At 49.9% G+C, this 22441-nt stretch carries 22 protein-coding genes and 2 riboswitches; of the genes, 6 read left to right on the forward strand and 16 right to left on the reverse strand.

Going from position 1 to position 22441, the window contains the following annotated elements:
• The first annotated feature begins 472 nt into the window (after positions 1-472).
• Entirely contained in the window at positions 473-1408 is a 936-nt protein-coding gene (locus AR543_RS01590) for an aldo/keto reductase (RefSeq protein WP_060531226.1), read from the forward strand.
• Between the two features lie 185 nt (positions 1409-1593).
• Here AR543_RS01590 and AR543_RS01595 read toward each other — a convergent pair whose 3' ends face one another.
• The 6 genes from AR543_RS01595 to AR543_RS01620 form a co-directional block, all read right to left on the reverse strand.
• A complete protein-coding gene (locus AR543_RS01595) occupies positions 1594-2088 on the reverse strand; it encodes a DinB family protein (protein ID WP_060531228.1) in 495 nt (164 codons plus the stop codon).
• Positions 2089-2157: 69 nt separating this feature from the next.
• Complete coding sequence (locus AR543_RS01600; RefSeq protein ID WP_060531230.1) at positions 2158-3531, reverse strand: sodium-dependent transporter; 1374 nt, start codon at positions 3529-3531, stop codon at positions 2158-2160.
• Between the two features lie 152 nt (positions 3532-3683).
• The gene (locus AR543_RS01605) at positions 3684-4265 is read right to left on the reverse strand and encodes a GNAT family N-acetyltransferase (protein ID WP_082472081.1); all 582 of its coding nucleotides are present in this window, start codon (positions 4263-4265) and stop codon (positions 3684-3686) included.
• Positions 4266-4293: 28 nt separating this feature from the next.
• Positions 4294-4617 carry a hypothetical protein gene (locus tag AR543_RS01610; RefSeq protein ID WP_145953880.1) on the reverse strand — a complete coding sequence of 108 codons (324 nt, stop codon included), beginning with the start codon at positions 4615-4617 and terminating at the stop codon, positions 4294-4296.
• A 125-nt stretch (positions 4618-4742) separates the two neighbouring features.
• A complete protein-coding gene (locus AR543_RS01615) occupies positions 4743-5432 on the reverse strand; it encodes an oxidoreductase (RefSeq protein ID WP_227871813.1) in 690 nt (229 codons plus the stop codon).
• A 130-nt stretch (positions 5433-5562) separates the two neighbouring features.
• The gene (locus tag AR543_RS01620; RefSeq protein ID WP_060531236.1) at positions 5563-5976 is read right to left on the reverse strand and encodes a hypothetical protein; all 414 of its coding nucleotides are present in this window, start codon (positions 5974-5976) and stop codon (positions 5563-5565) included.
• 118 nt (positions 5977-6094) lie between these two features.
• Positions 6095-6288, reverse strand: a riboswitch (cyclic di-AMP (ydaO/yuaA leader).
• Positions 6289-6648: 360 nt separating this feature from the next.
• Between AR543_RS01620 and AR543_RS01625 the strand changes: the two genes are divergently transcribed.
• From AR543_RS01625 to AR543_RS01635, 3 genes are all read left to right on the forward strand, one after another.
• Positions 6649-7098, forward strand: coding sequence for a hypothetical protein (locus AR543_RS01625; protein WP_060531238.1), 450 nt, complete (start codon positions 6649-6651; stop codon positions 7096-7098).
• A 65-nt stretch (positions 7099-7163) separates the two neighbouring features.
• Positions 7164-7817, forward strand: a complete 654-nt coding sequence (locus tag AR543_RS01630; protein ID WP_060531240.1) for a universal stress protein — start codon at positions 7164-7166, stop codon at positions 7815-7817.
• A 268-nt stretch (positions 7818-8085) separates the two neighbouring features.
• A complete protein-coding gene (locus tag AR543_RS01635; protein ID WP_060531242.1) occupies positions 8086-8976 on the forward strand; it encodes a DMT family transporter in 891 nt (296 codons plus the stop codon).
• A 155-nt stretch (positions 8977-9131) separates the two neighbouring features.
• Here AR543_RS01635 and AR543_RS01640 read toward each other — a convergent pair whose 3' ends face one another.
• Together AR543_RS01640 and AR543_RS01645 are read right to left on the reverse strand one after the other, a co-directional pair.
• Positions 9132-9533 (reverse strand): hypothetical protein, encoded by a 402-nt coding sequence (locus AR543_RS01640; RefSeq protein WP_060531244.1) that lies wholly within the window; start codon positions 9531-9533, stop codon positions 9132-9134.
• Positions 9534-9601: 68 nt separating this feature from the next.
• Positions 9602-11326: a DUF4153 domain-containing protein gene (locus AR543_RS01645; protein ID WP_060531246.1), complete on the reverse strand. Its 1725-nt coding sequence runs from the start codon at positions 11324-11326 to the stop codon at positions 9602-9604.
• Positions 11327-11621: 295 nt separating this feature from the next.
• Between AR543_RS01645 and AR543_RS01650 the strand changes: the two genes are divergently transcribed.
• Together AR543_RS01650 and AR543_RS01655 are read left to right on the forward strand one after the other, a co-directional pair.
• Positions 11622-13325: an ABC transporter substrate-binding protein gene (locus tag AR543_RS01650; RefSeq protein ID WP_060531248.1), complete on the forward strand. Its 1704-nt coding sequence runs from the start codon at positions 11622-11624 to the stop codon at positions 13323-13325.
• 252 nt (positions 13326-13577) lie between these two features.
• The gene (locus tag AR543_RS01655; RefSeq protein WP_060531250.1) at positions 13578-13910 is read left to right on the forward strand and encodes a KGG domain-containing protein; all 333 of its coding nucleotides are present in this window, start codon (positions 13578-13580) and stop codon (positions 13908-13910) included.
• A gap of 251 nt (positions 13911-14161) precedes the next feature.
• Here the strand turns inward: AR543_RS01655 and AR543_RS01660 are convergent, their stop codons facing one another.
• The 8 genes from AR543_RS01660 to AR543_RS01690 all read right to left on the reverse strand — a co-directional run bounded on the left by AR543_RS01660 (position 14162) and on the right by AR543_RS01690 (position 22373).
• Entirely contained in the window at positions 14162-15166 is a 1005-nt protein-coding gene (locus AR543_RS01660) for an asparaginase (RefSeq protein WP_060531252.1), read from the reverse strand.
• A 309-nt stretch (positions 15167-15475) separates the two neighbouring features.
• The gene (locus AR543_RS01665) at positions 15476-16246 is read right to left on the reverse strand and encodes a DinB family protein (protein WP_060531254.1); all 771 of its coding nucleotides are present in this window, start codon (positions 16244-16246) and stop codon (positions 15476-15478) included.
• A 116-nt stretch (positions 16247-16362) separates the two neighbouring features.
• Complete coding sequence (locus tag AR543_RS01670; protein ID WP_060531256.1) at positions 16363-17304, reverse strand: helix-turn-helix transcriptional regulator; 942 nt, start codon at positions 17302-17304, stop codon at positions 16363-16365.
• A 223-nt stretch (positions 17305-17527) separates the two neighbouring features.
• Complete coding sequence (locus AR543_RS01675; protein ID WP_060531258.1) at positions 17528-18877, reverse strand: nucleobase:cation symporter-2 family protein; 1350 nt, start codon at positions 18875-18877, stop codon at positions 17528-17530.
• Positions 18871-19578 carry a xanthine phosphoribosyltransferase gene (locus tag AR543_RS01680; protein WP_060531260.1) on the reverse strand — a complete coding sequence of 236 codons (708 nt, stop codon included), beginning with the start codon at positions 19576-19578 and terminating at the stop codon, positions 18871-18873. The genes AR543_RS01675 and AR543_RS01680 overlap by 7 nt, the downstream gene beginning before the upstream one ends.
• Before the next feature lie 187 nt (positions 19579-19765).
• A riboswitch (purine riboswitch) is annotated at positions 19766-19869 on the reverse strand.
• A gap of 405 nt (positions 19870-20274) precedes the next feature.
• The gene (locus AR543_RS24865) at positions 20275-20409 is read right to left on the reverse strand and encodes a hypothetical protein (protein ID WP_257790509.1); all 135 of its coding nucleotides are present in this window, start codon (positions 20407-20409) and stop codon (positions 20275-20277) included.
• A 271-nt stretch (positions 20410-20680) separates the two neighbouring features.
• Positions 20681-21616: a dihydroorotate dehydrogenase gene (locus tag AR543_RS01685; RefSeq protein WP_060531263.1), complete on the reverse strand. Its 936-nt coding sequence runs from the start codon at positions 21614-21616 to the stop codon at positions 20681-20683.
• A complete protein-coding gene (locus AR543_RS01690; protein WP_060531265.1) occupies positions 21597-22373 on the reverse strand; it encodes a dihydroorotate dehydrogenase electron transfer subunit in 777 nt (258 codons plus the stop codon). The genes AR543_RS01685 and AR543_RS01690 overlap by 20 nt, the downstream gene beginning before the upstream one ends.
• Positions 22374-22441 lie beyond the last annotated feature (68 nt).

Consider the following 22441-nt stretch of genomic DNA (forward strand, 5'->3'; position numbering starts at 1 on the left):
TTTCTTGGAAGATTTTTTGATCATGATAAATTCCTCCTTCCGTACATTTTTTTGTAATTAATTTACTTTTATTCAAAATATATTAATTACTGAAACTAATATAATTTAAATTATTTGAATTTACAATAATAAATACAGGCTTTTGAGTAACATAAATTTACATATAGTTATTTGGAAATCCAAAAAATCGTCATTGCGTAAATTAACCTGACATTAAACAAATCAAAAGCCTTAGAAAATAAGGCTTTTGATTTTTTGCTTTATATCCATATTCTATGATGCATTGTTCTTTATTTCTTAATCCTTATATACGGTTTTGAGCAATTGCGTTCTTATTAGTTGTGACTAACAAGTTTCATTCTGTACTTGTTATGTCCAATATGTACGTAATGTCTTATTATTCCGATGATTTCACTTTACTATTATTTCTGCTAGACTATACAGCACATGATACAAAAGGAGATGAATGAATATGACTAACCATACACGTCTGGGCAAAAGCGATCTGCTGGTGAACCCGATCGGGCTGGGTGCCAATGCTGTCGGCGGGCATAACCTGTATCCGAATCTGGATGAAGAAGCCGGCAAGGATGTCGTTCGTACAGCGATTGCCCATGGAATGAACTTTATCGATACCGCATTCATCTATGGTCCGAAGCGCTCGGAGGAACTGATCGGTGAAGTGCTCAAAGAAACCGGCAAGCGCGATGAAGTGGTCATCGCTACCAAGGGTGCACACAAATTTACCGAACAGGGCGAAGTCGTGTTTGATAATTCCCCGGACTTTCTGCGTGCAAGCGTGGAAGGCAGCCTGCAGCGTCTGCAGACCGATTATATCGACCTGTACTATATCCATTTTCCGGATGAACATACACCCAAAGACGAAGCTGTTGGCGAGCTGAAAAAGCTCAAGGACGAAGGAAAAATCCGTGCGATCGGGGTGTCCAACTTCTCGCTGGAACAGCTGCAGACCGCCAACAAGGACGGTTATGTCGATGTGCTGCAATCCGAGTACAATCTGTTCAAGCGCGGTGCCGAACAGGATCTGCTGCCATACACTGCTCAGCACAATATCAGCTTTATCCCTTACTTCCCACTAGCCTCCGGTCTGCTGGCAGGCAAGTATGACGTCAATACTACCTTTGATGATCTACGGGCACGTGATCCGCTGTTTACCGGCGAAGCCTTTACCCATAATCTGCAAAAAGTCGAGATGCTTCGTCCGATCGCCCAGGCCAAAGGTGTAGAAATCGCCCATCTGGTACTGGCATGGTATCTAACACGCGATTCTATCGATGCGATTATCCCTGGTGCCAAGCGTGCTGACCAGGTACTGGATAATCTGAAAACGCTGGATATCCAGCTGACTCCGCAGGAGATCGAGCAGATCAGTCATATTTTCGTTTGATTGGCTGGCAAAATAGAGACTGGCCGGATATAGCAACTATTCCGGCATAGCCATTATATGTATAGATACAAAAACACGCAGGCTCCCGGTATATTCCGCGGAGTCTGCGTGTTTTTCTATATCATGCTTGTTATCGATACGGCTATGCTATACAGCCGTTATTACCTTCAGAGTACCCTGCCGGTTTAGGCCGGATAGCCTCCACCCGGTGGCGGCCATTGGCCTGCCAGTCGGCGCAGAATAACAATCTCACCGAGATGGTACGTATTGTGCGAAGCAATATTACGCAGCAGCCCTGCTGCAGTCTCTCCCGGAAAATGCTTGAGTCCGGCAGATAGATCGACCGTACTGGCAAGCTCACAGGCGGTATCGATTCCGTGCAGAAAATCGTCCAGCAGCTGCTGCCAGGTGACTTCGTCCGGCGACTGCGCTTCCTGCGGCCAGCTCTCGCTAACATCCTGCGGACGCTCCGGCTGCTCACCGCGCACGTGGGCAAGCATATACTCCTGCCAGTAATTCATATGACTGACCAGCTGATAAATGCTGTAAGGCACGCCTTCCACTGTCCGGCCGGACAGCTCCAGATCAATATCTGACAGCGCTTTGGCGATCGGCAGATGGCCGCGCTCGCCAATCAGCGACTGGATCAGTGCTTTGGCAAAATACTGCTGTTCTGACATCGTCCTTCAACTCCTCCCGTTTCTAGTCTACAGTATAGCAGATCAGGGAGAAGTATCGCACCGAACGCCCTATTCTTCACCAAGATTCAACAGACCTACAGAGTACAGGAAGATCAGAATGATCAGGATCGGTGCTATATAACGGATCAAGAACATCCATATCCGATACCACCAGCCGCTCAGACCGACTTCATCCCCGGCACGCTTCCATGCATAACCGGTAAAGATCGTCACGATCAGACCGCCTACCGGCATCAGAATATAAGAGGTCACAAAATCAAACAAATCGAATATGCTCTTGTCTGCAAAAGTAATAAAGCTCAGCACACCGCCTACCGACAGAGCCGCCGGTACACCGATAATAAAGGACGCTACCGAGACGATAACCGCAGCTTTTTTGCGGCTCCATTTCCATTCTCCCATCGCATAGGCGACAGGCACTTCCAGAATAGATACGCAGGAAGTCAGTGCGGCAATCGCCAGCAGCAGGAAGAACAGACCACCGAACAGGAACCCAAACGGCATCTGGGCAAAAGCAGCCGGCAGCGCCATAAACGCCAGACCAACACCTGCTTCCGGCTTCATGCCGTACGAGAAAATCGTCGGGAAAATGATCATGCCTGCAATAAAGGCGTAGATCAGATCACCGGCACCGATTGCCAGTGTAGCTTTGCCGAGCGATTGGTCCTTTTGTACATAGGAACCATACGTCAGCATACAGCCCATCCCGAGAGAAAGAGAGAAAAAAGCATGTCCAAGCGCCGTTAATGCCGAAGCAGCACTTAATTTGGAGAAATCCGGAGCGAGGAAGAATTCCACGCCTGCTGCTGCTCCCGGCAACGTCAGTGCACGAATCATCAGAATCACCAGAATAATCAGGAAGCCGGGGATCAGCACTTTGTTGAACTTCTCGATCCCGCCGGAGATGCCTTTGGCGATAATCACTCCGGTGATCAGCATCACGACAGCCTGCCAGAACAGCGGCATGTATCCGCCGGCAAAAGCTGTAAAGGTCGCCGAATAATCGGTCCCCGGCTTGTTCAAGGCTCCGCTAAATGAACCTACCGTATAATGCAGCGTCCATCCTGCGACCACGCCATAATAGGACATGATCAGGAAAGAAGTGACTACGGAGATCGCACCTACCCATTTCCACTGCTTTTTCCCTGTAATGTTGAAAAGCGATGAAGCAGCATTACCCCGCCCACCGCGGCCGATAGCCATCTCTGCCAGCAGAATCGGCAGGCCCACAACGATCAGACAGATGATAAACAGCAGGAAAAATGCTGCGCCACCGTACTTGCCGGTAATATACGGGAATTTCCACATATTCCCGAGACCGACCGAGCTGCCAATCGCTGCCAGAATAAAGCCCGACTTGGAAAAGCCGTCCGTTTTGGGACCTGGAAATGCCGATCCCGGATTTGAAGACTTTTTATTCATATATACACTCCTGTTCATGGATGCAGCGGTCAGCTGCCGGGCGCTATCCCTGCGGACACGCGGCCCGGGCATCAGCCGGCAAAATTAATTATGCTTATGTTACACAAAATGTAATCCGCTGTCCACGAAAAAGAAATGCATAATGAGAAATTTCATATTTGACGCTGATCAAACCGGAAGGACAAGAATTGTTCATTTTCCGAACCTTCTATCAGCTCGCTGCTGTATTTGTTGTTGGTATAGTCAGCCAACAGTCGATTCCAGAAGTGAATAGCATGCTGATTATGCTCTGTCGGATTCGTATGCAGTCCCCAGGAACCGCGGAATTGGCCGAAAATGTGACGAGCTGCCTGCGCAGCCAGTCCCTGTCCACGAAATGGACGCATTATAAAAAACTCGTGCATAAAATAGTCGATAGGCTCATGGGTAGGGATATAGGGAGGGGTAGCCACAAGGGCAAATCCGGCCGGAATACCGCCAACACGGATCAAATAAGGAAACAGAATACCGGGATGCTGCCACCAGATACGGAATACGTCGCTCTGCTCGGCGAGCGTACGGTAGCTGTCTTCCTCTTCAAAAACGCCATGCCGATTCGGCTGGCGTTCCCAGATTTCTGATAGATCATACAGATAGAACGGATACAGATTCAATATAATATGTGACTCTTCCACCGGACACAGGGTAATCTGCAGCGACTGCTGTGCAGGCGAACAAGGGTCAGGCTGCTTCATCGTGTTCCACCTCAATCATGATATGATCTTATTTTTGCAGAAAGCCCGCAGCATATTGAAGAGCAGCCATTGATTCTTTGACAAAAGCACGGTTTTCCGGCTCCCATTCATTGGCATCGTCCATAAAAGAATCCTCGATAAATTCCTCCAGGGCAGCAGCGACCTTTTTGCGCTCTCCGGGAGCGGTTGGTCCTTTGCCGCGCAAAGCCTGAATCGCTGTCCGCATCTGACGGCAGGAAGTCTGGATAAACGGATAGTCATCCTTGTCCCAGGCTTTGGCATTATCCATATCATAGAAAGAAATCCAGCGTTCGATCATCGACGCCGCTTGTTTGGCATCCAGTTGAGGCATGTGATTGTACTCCATTCTGTAATTGAAATTCATGTCCGTCTTCAAGCACAGACCTGCATTTACATTATACTTGCTTCTGTTTATTTTACCATGCCATTGATTGTGCAGCATCGCTATTCTCCCGTTTAACGGCTAACAGGACGGGCAGCAATATGCAGCTGGTTGGATAGATAGACTACGGTTCCCTGCGGCTTGCGGCAGGCAATCCGGTACATGCCTTCTGCAACGATCTCTGCGGAAATGGCTTTGTATTTGTTCATCGGACCGATAAACAGCGGAGATAATACTCTTGCCAGTATGGCACCGGTACGTTCCCCCAGCCGGAATTCCCTGCGCTTGCCGAGCAACAGAGACGGCCGGACAATAGATAGCGACTCATATCCGATCTGTGCCAGCTGCTGCTCCAGTTCGCCCTTGATGCGGGAGTAAAAGACCGAGGACTGCGAATCTGCCCCCATCGCACTGACGACAAGGAACTGCGTAGCTCCTTCTTCATGGGCGATGCGTGCCAATTCCAGCGGATAGGTCACATCGATCCGGTACATGTTTTCCTGTGTCTTGGCTTTGCGGATTGTCGTGCCCAGACAGCAGTATATATCGTCAGCCCGCAGTTCATCGCGCTGCTGCTCCAGATGTTCATAATCTACGATTACCTGGCGAAGCCGGTCATGCTGCTGCCATCGTTCCACCGGCTTGCGTACCAGTACAATCACTTCGCTGTATTCAGGTGCCTGGATCAACAGTTCGGTTAATGCCTGACCGACCAATCCGGTAGCTCCTGCAACCAGGGCTACTTTTTGTTCCAATGCCATCATCTCCACCTCCAAAAATTCGCCCGGATGCAGCTATAACGGGTTAGCAACCTATTACCCATTTCGGGATATGCAAAAGCGGAGATTCAGCCGGATTTACGATTTTTCTGGCGGTATGGAGATCCTCCTATATTCACAGTAAAAAAGCGGCACTGCCGCCATTGGTATGGATAATATAATTGGCTCCCAGTCCTTTATAAATCATGCGCGAATTGCTGCCTTCAGTAATGACATAGACCGGTTCGCTCGTCCATGAGCGGCAGATCTGGATATAGCGGCAGCAGAGCGGCAGACTGCGTTCAAATAAATAGACTTTGCCGATATTCAGGTTCGGCATAACCCACAATTCTTGGCGCTGCGTATCCAGCAGTATCACATGCTCGATACCCATTCCTTCGAACCGTACCTTCTCGGCATAACTGTTCACGATAAGAGCAAACGGGATTTTTTTTACTTTTAACAGCTGGACAAACTGCTCTCCAGCCCGGGTAGCCGGCGATACCAGTATATATTCTTCCGGCAAATGATGTTCCTGCTCCAATTCCATTTCTCTTCTCCTCCAGTAGTATGAAGGCAACAAAAAAGAAGCCGAGGAAGAGGTGGTCTTCGTCAGCTTCTTCGACATCCGCGCAGAGATATCCCTGACGGATGGCATGACAATTGTCGCCTCTCTTATTTTCAGCTTACGAGGTTAGCTGCCGGATTCGGGAGTAAGAGTCTCCCTACAGACCAACAGAATTCCATAACATCCTGTCGTCCGATTCACCCCTGAAAAGAAACCGCTGCGGTCCTTCTCGATGGTTCCCCCGCTCTCTGCATACAGCATGGCTGTATCCCAAAAACTCAGCTGGTATGTGTGCGCTGCGATCAGCGCTGTCTTATGAACTTGAGACGAATCATACTCCCGCGGCTGAACGTTGTAAAGACTGCTCAAACTGCCTGGTAGGCTCCTATATCGACTGGATGCGAAATAAAAGGATATATACGCGATATAGCTCTCGTTTTCTCTTATTTTCACTCATTTATTCACATAAAATGAAAACGGAAGCAAACGCCTGATTTTGGTAGGCAGCGATAAGATTACCAGTGATGAATGCGATTACATGAAGCTTCCATGACAAATACGGGCTGCCACGATGCCAGATGTCTGTTTACGTCCAGCCAAATTCCCCTCTATGATAGCTGACAACCAAACATTCCTCCAAGGAGCGTGTCTTTCATGCAAAATGTAGTTGCGGTCTCTGCACAGCCCCACATCCCTTCGGTCTCGTCCACCTGTGTAGGTTCGCTGGAAATCTATCTATACGATCATCAGCGGCTCTCCCTGCCCGATAGCTGCGGAATGCTGCACTGCGGTCTGCTGCGCATCTCGCTGGCAGACGGTTCCGGCTGGGCCGAATACGAATTCTCCGACGGGCTGCGCCGGCTTGATCTGGTACGCTGGGCTTCGGTATTCCAGCGTCTCAAAGGGCTGACCGTGCAGCAGGCGCTGGAATATGTACACGTTCACCGGCAGAATTGGGGACATACCCGTGCCCAGCTGGCGATCGAAGCATTGCACAATTATATGATCCGGCAAAGTGAATCCGCAGATTCGTTGTTGTACAGACAGCCACTGACCGAGCGGCAATTTCTAAGCGATTATGCGCAGGCTTATTATTCTTTTTGAGCGAAGCTGGTTAAGAGTGACTATAGACACAACTACTATGTACCGAGCAAAAGGAGAATAGAGCGATGAATGATGAGAAAATTATGGTCGGGGTCTACTACGGCCCTAATGGTGAACGACTGATCAGGCGGGGGATCCGTCTGGCTCAGCTGCTTCAGTCTCCGCTGTATGTCATTACGGTGCTGAATGAACCCGTCAGCGAGTTGGATATGCAGCAGGAGAATTATCTGAATTCATGGAAAAAGCTCACAGAGGAAGCCGGTGGTACCTTTATCATCGAGGTGGACGAGAATGACGAGCCGGCTGTCGTTATTGCAGAAGTGGCGCTTCAGCAGCAGATTACCCAGCTCATTATTGGCCAGTCGGCACAATCCCGCTGGCAGGAAATTACACGCGGCTCCATCGTTAACGATCTGCTGGAACAGCTGGGAGCAGTCGATATCCATATCGTGGCGGTACAGCGGATGAAGGCCCGGCTGGAGGAGACTCATGAAGACGGCGTCGAGGTCGATGTAATTCGCACCCCTGCCGGTTACCAGATTCGCTATGAGACCAATCAGCCTGTCGTAACACAGGGAGTCTTTTTCAAGGATCAGCATACCGATTTTGACAACGGTCTGTTAAAGCTGTCTATCAACGGCGAATACAAGTATCTCAAAGTATTCAAGGGAAATCTGGTCGATCCGCTGGAGGGAGATATCCAGCATACGGGTTCCTAAAAGGAAGATTATGCAGGAATCGGGAACGATCGAAGAAAGGACACTGCCGGAGCATGCAGCGTCCTTTTTGGCTTGTATATACCTGTGCCTGCTATTGAATTGCCGTATAAAAAGGCGTATGATCAGACAGGCTGCTTCGGCAGCTATTAGGAGCGATTCATTATAAGATTGGGTAAATAGGCTGACCGATGCAGCTGACGAACACGCGGCAAGACGTATCGTCACGAACATCATATTGCTCGATCCGGAAACAGAAGGGAAGAACATCATGAACACCTTGACACCACTCAAACGGGCTGGGCTGATTGCTGCACTGGTATTTCTGTGGGGCATCTCCTGGTCCATTTATAAATTGGCGCTGGATTATACACCGCCGTTATTATTCGCGGGTCTGCGCACACTGGGCGGCGGCGTCCTGCTCATGCTGATCCTGCTGCCGCGCCGCCGGCTGATTCGCTGGCGGGACAACTGGAAAGCCTATACTATTTCCGCTATTTTGAACGTTGTACTATTCTATGGACTGCAGACACTGGGCCTGCTCTATATGCCATCCGGCCTGTTCTCTGTCCTCGTCTATTTGCAGCCGGTACTCGTCGGATTGTTTGCCTGGATGTGGCTCGGTGAATCCATGTCACCACTGAAAATTATCGGATTGATCCTCGGATTTGCCGGTGTCATCTCGGTCAGTGCAGGCGGATTCTCCGGACATGTGGCTGTAATCGGCGTTGTACTGGCTCTTGTGACTGCACTTAGCTGGGCACTTGGAACCGTGTATATCAAAAAAGCGAATCAGAAAGTCGATGCGCTGTGGATGGTTGCTTTTCAGTGCACACTGGGCGGGCTGGTGCTTACAGCTTCCGGTTCGGCAACCGAGAGCTGGGCAGCAATTACATGGAATGCACCGTATCTGATCGGACTCATTTTCGGTATTATTTTCGGGATTGCCCTGTCGTGGATTATCTACTTCACTCTGGTGGGTGCCGGAGATGCGAGCAAAGTCGCTTCCTATACTTTCCTCGTGCCACTGTTGTCCGTATTTATCGGTACACTGCTGCTGCATGAGCCGTTCACCTGGTTCCTGCTGCTTGGCCTGGTATTGATCGGAATCAGCATTTATCTGGTGAATCGCAAGCCGCGAATAGTGAATATGCGGCCTTAAAAAATCTCTATTCAAGTGGAATAACTTATATTCACATGCGAAAGCACACTGTCCTTCCGGCAGTGTGCTTTTGGCTTTTTATAAAAACATCAGTCTCTGAACAGGTGAATAATAGTGTGCTACTGCAATGCATTTTTATGCCAGTACAGATAATATTAATACAGTTGCATATGCCTGTAAGGCTGCCAGCTGTCCCATTCCTTTTTGGGCTCCATATCCTGTTCCTGCAGGTACGGATACGGGCTTAATCGAAAACGCGGACCTTCCAGCAGCATCACTTCTCCCACATCACCTTGATCCCACAGCGTGAATACATCCCCCGGCTGGAGACCCGATTCCGGTACCATATGTGCAGGTATCCGTACCTGTCCATACGTATTCCATGAATCCGGCATAATGCTGACGATGCGAATCTCCAGTCCTTCGACCGTATCTTGCTGCGAATCCATCTGCTGCGCGCAGCCATCCTGTGGATCACTCAGATGCTTCAACCATTCTCCTACCGGCAAATAAGCCGGATCACTGTTCCAACGAATCACAGATTGTAATGTAAACATGCATTTGTTCCCCTTTCCTGTACGAATTATTTATGATGTAATCGAAATATAATTAGCGGTACATTCCATTAGCGCTGATTATCCTGGCGCAGCGCCCGAATCGCCAGATAGTTGCTCAGATTGATCGACTGCCATCCCTCGTCCTGGTCAAACAGATAGGCCCAGTGTTCATGCAGGCCGGCGGCCAGACCCGGCACTTCATGCTGTCGGCTAAACGTCAACAGCTCTGGTACGGCGTCAGCCGACAGACTCGTCAGATAATCCATATCCAGCTGCCCGGTCTGTTCATAACGTTCTATATTGCGGCTGGCAATCTGGCGATCCATACCGGCATAATTGACCAGCACATAGGCAGCCAGAGCCAGGATAATATAACAGCGCGCCAGCGGCAATCGACGAAAATGGATTCGCAGCCCTGCCACAATCAGCAGCACACCAAGGAAAATCATAAAAGCATGAACAAGAAATCGAATCGTCGTATAACCATACGCCTGCTCATATAACAAAAGACGGGTAAAAGCCGAATATAACATCACACCGGAACATAATACGAGTACATACAGCAGTCCATTATTCAGACGCATCAGTCCTCGGCCAGCGGGTCCGGCATAGAGCAGTCCGCACAGCATAATTACAAAGTTCAAAGCAGTTACCAGCACCAGCTCTGCAAATCCACTGCGGGCATACTCGGCATAGGTGCTGCCATCCGGCAGATTGCCCTGCGGCGCTCCGAACAAATAGGAGAACTGCAGCACTACAAACAGTACATAGACCATATTGATCAGTACCAGTACGGTGCCGAGAATAATCGGATCGATCCGCACCGGCTTGACTGTATGCACAGGTAGCGCAGTAGATTGATGCACGGAAGCCCCTGTATTCCGATGCTCTGCTGGAGCTGGAGCACCCATAGAGGCATTGCCAACTGTGGTATTTTTACTATGCGAATGAGCACCGGAAGACAGCACGGGTTCGCTGGCTTGATCAGCCTGATGCCCATGCACAGGAACTGCCTGTGCGCTACCAGCGGCTGGTAAACCTGATGACGGAGTAAAGGAAGCGGCTCCCGGCGGCGGGGTTTGCCAGACTGGCGGAGCATAGACAAACGGCTTTACAAATCCCCATAGATAACCAAACAGGATAAAGCCCATGATCACTACCCATACCAGCCGGAATGTGCCTTCGCCGGGAGACAGGTTCATCATCCAGCGCGGCATAGCGCCCAGCAGCTCGCTAAACATGCGATCTGCCGATGTTAGCAGCGCAATAATAATGAATAGCAGCGGCAGGGCTGTCAGCACTCCCAGCATAATTTTGCGAAATACCGTACGCTGATTTTCCTGCATCCGCTGGGACGCTTTATTTTTCAACATCTTAAAAGGAGTAACAAAATGGCGGAATGTCTGCGGAATCAGATGATCCAGTGCATCGATAATCAATGCTGGTCGATTCCAGTCCAGCCGTCTGCGACTCAGCATATAAGCCAGATGCAGAAAAATCAGACACGGGATAAACAGTCCATTCAGAACACGAAAAAATTCATTGGCGAATAATCCATACGTACAGGACAGCAGCAAAATAACGACCATGACCAGCCTGCTGAACCATGATCCCTGCCGCAGCCGGTCACCTGCATAAGTATACATATAGAGATAAAACAAAATAACAAAGACCGGATATGAAATGCCGAAGCTGTGTCCGTAAAATAAATATTGATGAATGACCGCCAGAACCAAAGCGCTAATGAGTGCGATCCATCCCCGCTGGGGTACTACAATTAACTTGTCGTACAATGCTCTCTCCTCCAATTGGATTCTCGTATTTCCTGGTAATTTTATTGTGCTCAATAATAATTTGCTTTCGATTGGGAGTTAGATTTGTAGTTATTTTTATTGTAGATGATAAAATAAGAAAATAAATAGAAGAAATAAACTGGAAAATTTCCTATTTTATTTTGAGAGAGTTCCAGCGGAAATAGCATTGGAGAATATGGATTGCCTTTTGGCGTTATATGAATAAGCACTGCTCTTAAAGCATAAATATACGGGATCACAAAAAAGTTCCTACCGGAACAAAGGGAGGAATAACATGAAATTACACCGGCAATTCCTGCTGCTGCACTCCCAGTATGGCGGACAGAACGAGCAGGATGTCACGCTGGATGAATTGGCAGAAGTACTGGAATGTACGCACCGAAATGCACTGAATATTATCACTCGTATGAGCGAACAAGGCTGGATTGGCTGGCAGTCCCAGCGCGGACGGGGACGACGCTCACAGCTGACCTTTATCGCGTCTCCCGAGCAGATCGCCATGGAATCGATGATGCATACGATAGAGCGACGGGATATCCGGGACAGCATGGAGCAGATCCGTCTGCACGCACGGTCGCCGGTTGTGGAGGAACAGCTGCAGGATTGGCTGCTCAGTTATTTTGGCCCGCATTCGGAGATTCAGCGTGACCGGCAAATTGACCAGCTACGGCTGCCGATTCGCCAGCGCATCCATACAGTAGATCCACTCTATATGAATCTGTTGGCCGAGTCTTTTGTATCCAGCCATATTTTCGATGGTCTGGTTCGTAAATCGGGAGCTGACGGCACGATTATTCCCCATCTGGCGCATGCCTGGGAGACCGATGCGCAGCGAACAGGCTGGACTTTTTATCTACGCAAAGATGTGCTGTTCCATCATGGGCAGATCCTAACCGCCGAAGATGTAGTGTATACCTTTGAACGATTAATCCGTACTTCACGCCGGGCATTATACCGATTCGTATTCAAACAGATCCAGTCGGTACGAGCGCTGAATGCAACAACGGTACATATTCAGCTCCAGGAACCGAGCGAGCTGTTTTTGCCTTTTCTGTGTACAAGCCGGGCCGCGATTGTACCCAAAGGACTGAATCGGCGCAGTGAGCAGGAATTCGGCCTCAAGCCGAGCGGTACCGGCCCTTTTCGGATGGTGGAGCAGAGTGAGGAGCGCTGCGTACTGGAAGTGTTCAAGCCTTATTTTCAGGGACGCGCCCATCTGGATCGGGTAGAGATTATCCATATTCCGTGGTCGGTCAGTGGCAATCGGGCAGAGCCGGCAGAACCGATCTCGCCTTTTCATCTGATTCCCAATCCTGCCGTACCGGATGACCATTCCTGGAGCCAGCTGCCTTCGCCGGTATCGGTACGCAAGTTCGTTACCTTCAATACGCAAAAAGAAGGGCCGCTGCGCGATCCTCATATTCGTGCGCATATCTGCAACTGTCTGCAGGACCCGACTAATCAACATGTCAAACCGGCAGCTACAATAAATACCGACAACATCGTCTCGCTGCGGATTCTGACGATTCCGCAGTATCGCAAGGATGCGCGCGAAATCGCCGAGACGCTGCAGCAGCATTATGACTGCGAGGTCCTTTCTTTGCCCATTGAGCAATTTCAGGGGCCACTGCGAATGAAATCCGATCTGATCGTATTCTCGCTGACCCGTGATCAGGATGAGCAGCTGCGTCTCTATGATCTGTATCTGACGCTGTCTCAGCATATGGACACCCATACGAGAATCGATATTGAACATGCTCTGATCGATATTCGCCGCCAGTCCGATGCCCGGGTGCGTGATACCCTGTTCCGGCAGATCTGGGAGCGGCTCGCTGCAGATCATCAGCTGTATGTTTTGTATGAAAAGCCTGTTCAGACCGCGTACTTGCCTACAGTACGCGGGATTACTTTTAACAGTCAGGGCTGGGTCGATCTGCGGCATATCTGGTTCCCTTCTCCGCCGACAGATGCATCCTGACTCCAAAAAAAATCAAAAAAATTCTCGCAAAAATAAGGCGCTGACCCATCGGATTCCCGAAATGGAAGAAGCACCGTCATGACGCGGATCAAGCTATTTGGCCAGGAATGATAAGCAGCAGGATAGCCATTTGGCATCTTCTTTTTTGGAGAATTTGGGGTGTTTATTCTACTTTTGGACGGGTAATACAATACCGTGGCGCTGATCATACAGCACACATACAACCAGAAAATTCAGAGGAGTGAAGAGAAAATGGCAAACAACAACAGCACTAACAACAACGGCAAAATGAGCAGAGAAGAAGCAGGTCGTCTGGGTGGAAAAGCCACTTCTAAAAATCACGACAAAGAATTTTATCAGGAGATCGGTCAAAAAGGCGGCGAATCAACATCTGATTCCCATGGCAAGCAATTCTACCAGGAAATCGGCCAAAAAGGCGGTCAATCCACTTCCAATTCCCATGACAAAGAGTTCTATCAGGAAATTGGCAGCGAAGGCGGCAAAGCGCGCAGCAATTCGGACGGCATGAGCCGCGAGGAAGCAGGCCGCAAAGGCGGACAGGCACGCTCCAAAAATAACGACTAAGCGCTATTGAACTTACGGAGTATAGAGGTCAACCGCTTCTACTATTGAATATGAATGCCTAAAAAGGCAAAAAAAGAGCAGCCCGATCAGGGACTGCTCTTTTTTCTATAGGATCTAAAAGCGAAATGATAGAAAACACCGATTAGGATTCTGGCACACGGTACCGTGATGGGAAGCTACACAAACGTGTACATGGTGCTCCAGATTAGCATACCTTCTACCAATAAAGCCTCGAAGCATCCAAACAGGCTTTATCGCAGGATTGGCATCGTAATCTCATCCACATAATTGGTTGCCATCATGCGTGCGACTTCGGCCGGGCTGTTTGCCTGTCCGAGTACCCACATCATTTTGGTCGTCAGCGCTTCGGTTGTCATGTCGTAACAAGGAATAACTCCCTTTTCCAGAGCGCGCTGTCCCACTTCATAGATCGTCAGATCGCCGCCTTCATACAGGCATTGAGTAGTCACGACGATGCTGATACCATCCTGCACCAGCTCCTCGATTTTGTCGATCAGGTTAATCTCTTTGAAAGGTACACCGCCGAGACCGAAGCCTTCGACAATAATGCCTTTGTAGCCCAGATTGCGCACTGCATCAAAGATATCCGGACGCATCCCCGGAATCAGCTTCAGCAGGAACACATCTGGCGAATATTGATCATTATATACATGCCCTTCCGGATAAACGGACGGCTCAATCTCGTTATATACGATATGATCCTCATCCAGATAACCGATATAAGGATGGTTAATGCTCTCGAAAGCATCATAGCTTTTCGTTTTTACTTTGGATGCACGGGCGCCGTTGATGATCTTGCCGTTAAAGACAACGAACACACCGGACAGCTCGCTGGATGCCGTCAGGAACGAATCTTTGATATTTTTGCGGGAATCACTGTATTCCGCCAGTACCGACACCTGGGACCCGGTAATCACGACCGGCTTGTCGAGCGCTCCCAGCATAAAACTGAGCGCCGAAGCCGTGTACGCCATCGTATCCGTTCCATGGGCAATCACGATGCCGTCATAGCTTGGCAGCTGCTCGTGTACGGTACGGGCAATCGTCACCCATTCTTCCGGCTGGATATTCGTGCTGTCTACACTCATTAGCGTCATTGCTTCTACATTGCAGATTTCCTTGACCTCCGGTACAGCCGAGATAATATCAGCTGCCGATTGCGTTGGCGTTAGCCCTTTGCCTGCTGCAGAAGAGGAGATCGTCCCCCCTGTGTTGATAAACAAAATATTTTTCATAAACTGTCTTCCCTCCACCCGTTAAACCTGTATGATATGGATTCATCCGTCAGCAGCGGACTGTACATGCCGTCTATCCCTGCCGCCGGATGGGATCGTTATGCCTGATAAGAACTAAATTTAACACTTTTCCATGATCGTGTACATGAAGATGCCTCTTGATTATAAAATAAATAAAACGCTCGTTCCATGCAGGATTATGGAGCTGTATCAAAATAAAGCCATGCGCAGAAAAGCCCTGTATCTATGCAGGATACTGCAGGACACAGGGCTGGATATAAGGGTGATCGCCGGTTACGTCGGTTCCGCTTAAATAGACATATTCAAGAACTCGTCCAGACGACGCTTCTGGTGCAGGTGATGACGATAATGCATCTCGATCAGCAGCATCCATTCGGCTGCGCTCAAACCACCAAACCGCGGATGCTTCTCTGTATAGCATGCCGGAACAGCTGCAGCCTGTGGCGCAAGTTCACGCGCACGGATACGCACCTGCTCCAGACCGTTTAACAGCTGTTCCCGGCTCTTTGGCTGTGATGGCTCCGGAACGCCGGGCACTTTGATCCGTACCGGCGGGAAACTTCCTTCGGCAAATATGCTTTCGCCGGATTCTGTTTTCCCGTTTGTAGAGGTCTGGATCGTAGCAGAGTCTACTGCGATGGCAGTTGGAGCAGCACTTTCTTTAACGGCTATCCGTGCGAAGCTATCCTCATGATAGGCGGCTTCTTGCTGCCGATCCTGCTCATACTGCCGGATACACTTCTCCATATTGCCGAGCTGCATGTATAATGCCGAAGCGATCAGATGCTGATACATTTGTCCAAGCGACCATTCTTCTACACTTGGCTGACGGGTCAGCTGCTCCAGCGTATAACGATCCAGTTCCTGTCCGTACTGATCCAGCTGCTGCTCCAGGCGCTGAAGAGCCAGCTGCATCTTAGCTACCTGATCCGTCGCGGTGTTGATGCTGTAGTTCGTATCTACACCTGATTGTAGAGCAGGATGGATCATACGGTTCGCTTCCGTGTTGGCTGGGGAGTGCATATTCACAGTCGTGTTCTTGTCGGTTTGCATTGTCATAATTATACCTCCAGGTAAGTGTATAGTAGGCCTGCTTCCGGTAGCTGCACCGGCAATCTATAGAGCAGGATCAATAACTGTACCCAGTATATCGAAGGGCTACTGACAGCATAATGTCAGTAGCTATTCAGCATATTTTGCAATTGTTGACGCAGGCGAATACGCAGCTCATTCGGCTCCAGCACAACGGCTCCTTGTCCCCAGCCCAGGATCGTATGGACAATTTCGTCGATCCGGCGCACTCGCAGGATAGCGATGATCTCTCCATCCCTCTCTTCCAGCTGCTCCAGATAAAAGCTGCCGTCCTCGCGCAGTCGGGCAGCGATTCCTTCATCGATTCGCACTCTGACCAGTATCTTGCGATCATCTTCCGGGCGATAACGGCTAAGCTGGAAATCCTCCGGCCATACAAACGTTTTTTCTTCCAGGATCAGATTGGACATGCGTGACAGCCGGAAATGACGAATCTGCTGCCGCATCATACAGTAGGCCACCAGCATCCAGCGGCTGCCGGTAAGCACAACTCCATACGGACAGACGGTACGTACACTTTCATCTGTAGATGTAGAACCGGATGGCTTGCTATAGCGAAAAGTCAGCTGCCGCCGGGTCGCAGCTGCCTCACAGATAAGCTGCAAATGCGTCGTATCATCCATTTTCTCTAACTTGTGACCTTCAATAAGCAGCATCGCTTCACGTACCGCGGCCGACTGCATATGAATAGATTCCGGTAAAATGGACTGGATTTTACGGCGTGCCGAGACGGCATCCTTTTGATATTTGGCACTGAGATAGCGGCCCACAAAATCAGTCCCGATCCATATCGCTACCGCTTCATCCGCTGTCAGGCTGACCGGCGGCAGGAAATAACCTTCCATTAGCGAGTAGCCCTGCCCCGGTGAGCCCAGCAGTGGCACACCCGATTCACTGAGTGCCTGCATATCCCTGTAGATCGTGCGCACACTCGTCTCAAAAATATCCGCCAGATCCTGCGCGCGTAGCGTCGAGCGGCGCTGCAGTTCCAGTACAATAGCCATTAATCGTTCGGTTTTGTTCATTACTTTGCCTCCGCTTCCAGATCATTCTCTTTCTTCAATATAACAAAAAAGACCCTGCGGTAGGCACAGGGTCTTTCCATCATGCTGCATTTCACCAACTACATTTTACTAACTGCGTTTCATTGACTGTATTTTATTGAATGCTCCCTGACTGCATTTCGTCGACTACATGTATCAAACAGCCGGCAAATGCTCTACAAAGCAGCCCGAGCAGCATTATATTTTATTCCAGACCGGTTGACGCTTTGACACCGGCGCTTGCATCCACACCCAGTCCAACCACGGGTTCCTCGCTGCTTTCTTCGGCATCGACGGTTCGCTTGTCCGACAGGATCAGGTTGAGAATAACAGCAGCCACCGAACCGGTAACAATACCGTTTTGCAGCAGTGGCTGGAGGAAGCCTGGCATCTGGGCGAAAATAGCCGGCAGTACCGCCGAACCTACACCGATCGCAATACTGCATGCGACGATCATCAGGTTGCGGTCGTTGCGCAGATTTACTTCACCGAGGATAGACATACCCGAAGCAGCGACCGAACCGAACATTACGACCATGGCTCCGCCTAGTACAGCACTTGGAATAACAGTAGTCAGAGCCGCCAGCTTTGGCAGCAGACCGAGTACGACCATAATTCCACCAGCAGCGAAGATTACATTACGCGTTTTGACCTTCGTCAGCGAGATCAGACCTACATTTTGCGAGAAGGCGGTATACGGAAATGCGTTGAACACGCCACCCAGCATAATCGCCAGACCTTCGGAGCGCAGTCCATTGACGATCTGCTTTTGCTCGACCTTTTGTTCTGTTGCTTTGCCGACAGCGATGTATACGCCAGTCGACTCTACCATGCTGACAATATTCACGATAATCATCGTCGCAATCGCAATCCAGCTGAACTGCGGGGTACCAAAGTAAAACGGCTGCGCTACACGGAACCACGAAGCTTCTCCGACAGCTGCAAAATGGACCATCCCCATCATATAAGCCAGCACTGTACCCACTACCAGACCAACCAATACCGAAATGGAGCGCAGGAAGCCTGTAGCGACACGGTTCACGATCAGAATCACCAGCAGAGTCACCACTGCCAATAGCAGATTATGTGGTGCACCAAAGTCTGCGCTGCCCTGTCCACCGGCCACATTGTTCATCGCCACCGGAATGAGCGACAGACCAATAATGGTCACGACCGAACCCGTAACGATTTTCGGGAAAAAGCGCAGCAGCTTGCCGTATAACGGGGCAGCCAGCACCACGAAAATACCCGAGATAATAATCGCTCCATAAGCGGTCGGCAGATTCGACGTTGATGCAATCGCAATAATCGGCCCTACCGCGGTAAAAGTACAACCCAGCACTACCGGCAGACCGCTTCCAAAAAAGCGCGTACCCAGCACCTGCAGCAGGGTAGCCAGACCACAAGTGAACATATCCGCTGCGATCAGATACGCCATCTGCTCCGGTGTCAGATTCAGTGCGTTGCCGATAATCAGCGGTACCGCAATAGCACCGGCGTACATCGCCATGACATGCTGGAGTCCCAGCGTGAATACTTTGCGTTTACTCAGCATCCGATACCCGCCCCGATTCTGTTAAGATCTGCAGTCGTGGATGACGACTGGATAGTTTCCTTGGCCTGATCGGCCTGGTGATCGGCGTCTGCCGATTCGCCTACTGCCATAACCGGCTGCAGCGGTTTCTCTGCTGTAAATTCCACCTGTCCCGGTGACATAGAGACGATCCGTGCCAGCGATTGTACCGGAATACCGCGTTCTTCGATCAGACCGCGTCCTTCCTGGAAAGTCTTCTCGATCACGCAGCCCATACCGACCAGTGTCGCCCCCGATTCGGCGACAATATCCGCTAGTCCGACCAGCGCTGCCCCTGTCGCGAGGAAATCATCCACGATCAGCACGCGATCTTCCGGATTCAGGTAATCCTTGACGATGCTTACCTGGTAGGTCTCGCCACGGGTAAAGGAATGCACCGAAGCGGCATATACCTGATCTCCCTGAGTAACCGCCTTTTTCTTTTTCGCATAGACAAATGGTACATTCAGCGCAATACCTGTAGCCATCGCGAACTGGATTCCGCTCGCTTCAATCGTCAGTACCTTGGTAATATGCTCATGCGCGAACAGTCTGGCAAATTCCCGGCCAATCTCCACCGCCAGCATAGTATCCACCTGGTGATTCAGAAAAGCGTCTACTTTGAGCACTTTGTCCGACAAAATCCTGCCTTCTGCCCGTATGCGTTCCTCCAGTAATTTCATGTTACTTCTCCCCTTTTGTCTGTCTGTTATTCTGAATTCGTATGGACTTTAATCGTCATGTATAAAACAAAAAAGGCAGGCCACCTGAGTTAATACACTCAAGTGAAGCCTGCCTGTATGCATGTTCATATACAGAATGCGCAAAAAGCCGCATCCTGATCCCTTTTTACCGGTCAGCAAAAAAAGGATCAGCACGTTCTTCACTCATAGTCGGACAATTACAATGGTTATCCGGTAGAAACTCCTGGGCCCTATTCCCAATATTATATGAGTGGTCGCCGTACCAAAGAGGGGAATAAATCCGCAGCAGCTATACGCAATATGTATAGTTCTGCTTCCTCCTGCACGGCTGGTATCAAATTATATATGTATACTACACGCATTCATGTTATGTTTCAAGGATATTTTTCAGTCTTTCAGTAAATTTCATAAGGAATTATTTTCATACAAAGCGACAGATGGTTCAAGCATGGATAGGATGTTAATTTTTGTTTGTTTCCGATCAAATATATTCTTATTTGCGTAATTATGTGATGCTGATAGGGAGATTCAGGTTTCATTTGGAATCCTGATTGTGTATACTATACATAAAGAAAGCCTGTAGTGTTGGTCCACCACAGGCTGGATCGACAAGATCGGCGGAATCATACGGCGATCGCTCGGAATCAAATATTCCCCAAGACCGCCGGAGGTCTCCTAACCTTTATCCCGGCGGTTTTTGTTGTCTTTTACTCGTCTCCAGATTTCATGCAGCTTATCGATTCCGATAATCAAACCGATACATTTTGCCGAAATATCCAGAATTCTGAGCAATAGATCAACCAGTGACATGGCGTCACCCCCTTTCGGGTTGCGACGCCATATCGATTCCGCTGGTCCTTGTGTTTCCGTGAATGATTATAACACAAAACAACTTTTATAAGTCATATGAGTTTATATTCCAATGTTCTATCTCAATAAATGGCTTTTGCCAAAAATAAAACCGTGGGTTGCTCCATCTGTCAGGTTGGGGCGGCTCACGGTTTTTCCATTTTTAATCGTTGTTCAAATGGCTTGCCTGTTCCCTGAATGCATCAGCCATTGTTCCAATCTACCATCCTGATTATCCAATAATCCCGCGTATCTCTTCCAGCGACTCTATCCGCTGCTGCTGCATCCATGTCTGCAACCCATCGACCAGCTCCGTGCCGGCACGCAGATTCACAAAATTATATGTGCCCACCTGCACCGCATCGGCACCGGCCATAATGAATTCGATTATATCCTCCACACTGCTGATTCCGCCCATGCCGATCACCGGGATCGACAGTGCTCGGGCTACCTGATGCACCATCCGCAGCGCAATCGGCTTGATCGCCGGCCCGGACAAACCGGCATATCCATTATCAAATGCGCTGCGCCGCCGGTAAATATCGATCTTCATCGCCGAAAAGGTGTTGACCAGCGATACCGCATCGGCCCCTTCCTCTTCGCACATGACTGCCATCTCCACGATATCCTGTGCACCCGGTGACAGCTTGACCATCAGCGGCAGGTCAGTCACGCTGCGTACCTGCCGGACAATACTACGCGCCGTCTCTGTCTGGATTCCGAACTGAATCCCTCCCTCACGGACATTGGGACAGGAAATATTCAGCTCCAGCATATCGATTCCGCGGCCGCCCTGCTCGATCTGCTGTCGGGTATGTACAGACAGCAGCCGTGCGCCTTCGATATATTCTTCGGCATTGGAACCGCCCAGATTGGCAATCACCGCTGTACCCAGCGTTGTCATGTACGGCAGCTCCTGTTCCAGAAAAGCTGCTACACCCGGATTCTCCAATCCTACACTGTTCATCATGCCGGAAGCTGTCTCCTGTATGCGGCATCCCGGATTACCGGAACGAGGGTGCAGGGTCAATCCTTTGCAGGAGATGCCTCCCAGTATGCCTGCATCCACATACGCCGCATACTCCCTGCCAAATCCATACGTTCCCGACGCCATGATCACCGGATTACGCAGCGTAACGCCGCCGATATTACACTGTAGTGAGGTCATTCCAGTCCACCTCCTCTGCTGCGAATACCGGCCCTTCTACACAGGTCCTGCGGTTGCCACTGGTCGTCCGCACCGTGCAGGTCAGACAGGCTCCAATGCCGCAGGCCATATGCTTTTCGGTAGAAATATACAGACGGGTACTCGCCGGATAACCTTCACTGTCATGCAGGGCAGCATCATTTGCAGCGGCTGTACATTCGGCCAGTGCTTTGAGCATCCCTGCCGGGCCGCAGGCCAGAATCGTATCGTACCAGCCTGGCTCCAGCAGTTCCAGTATGCTCCTGTGCCTGCTGTTCATCACCTTTACCCGAGCAGCTGACTCTACTGCCTGACGCAAGCTCTCCACTGCAAATGCCTCGCCGGAGAATCCCAGATAAATATCGGCCTGCGCATAATGACGGGCCGCCAGCAGCAGCGGAGCGATGCCCATCCCGCCTCCGACCAGCGCGATTCGTCCCGGTTCATCCAGTACCGGGAATCCATTGCCAAACGGACCTTCCAACAGCACCTGCTGTCCTGCTGACATCCGTGACAAAATCGCTGTTCCACGGCCATGGACCCTGTACAAAAAGGCGATGAAATCATCGCCTTTGTCGTGAATGCTAAGCGGACGGGATAACAGGGGATAGCTGTCTCCCCGGTATCCGTCATCTGCACGCATCATATAAAATTGTCCCATTCGGCCCTTATACGATCCTGCAATCTTCATTACAAAAACATCCGGTGCTATCTGTTCATTAGAAATAATACGAGTCATGCTTCCGCCTCCCTTTCGCCGCTACCTATCATACCAGCAGCTCGCAGATACGGTTGTAACTCTTCTCA

The sequence above is a fragment of the Paenibacillus bovis genome (assembly GCF_001421015.2).
Lineage (GTDB): Bacteria > Bacillota > Bacilli > Paenibacillales > Paenibacillaceae > Saccharibacillus > Saccharibacillus bovis.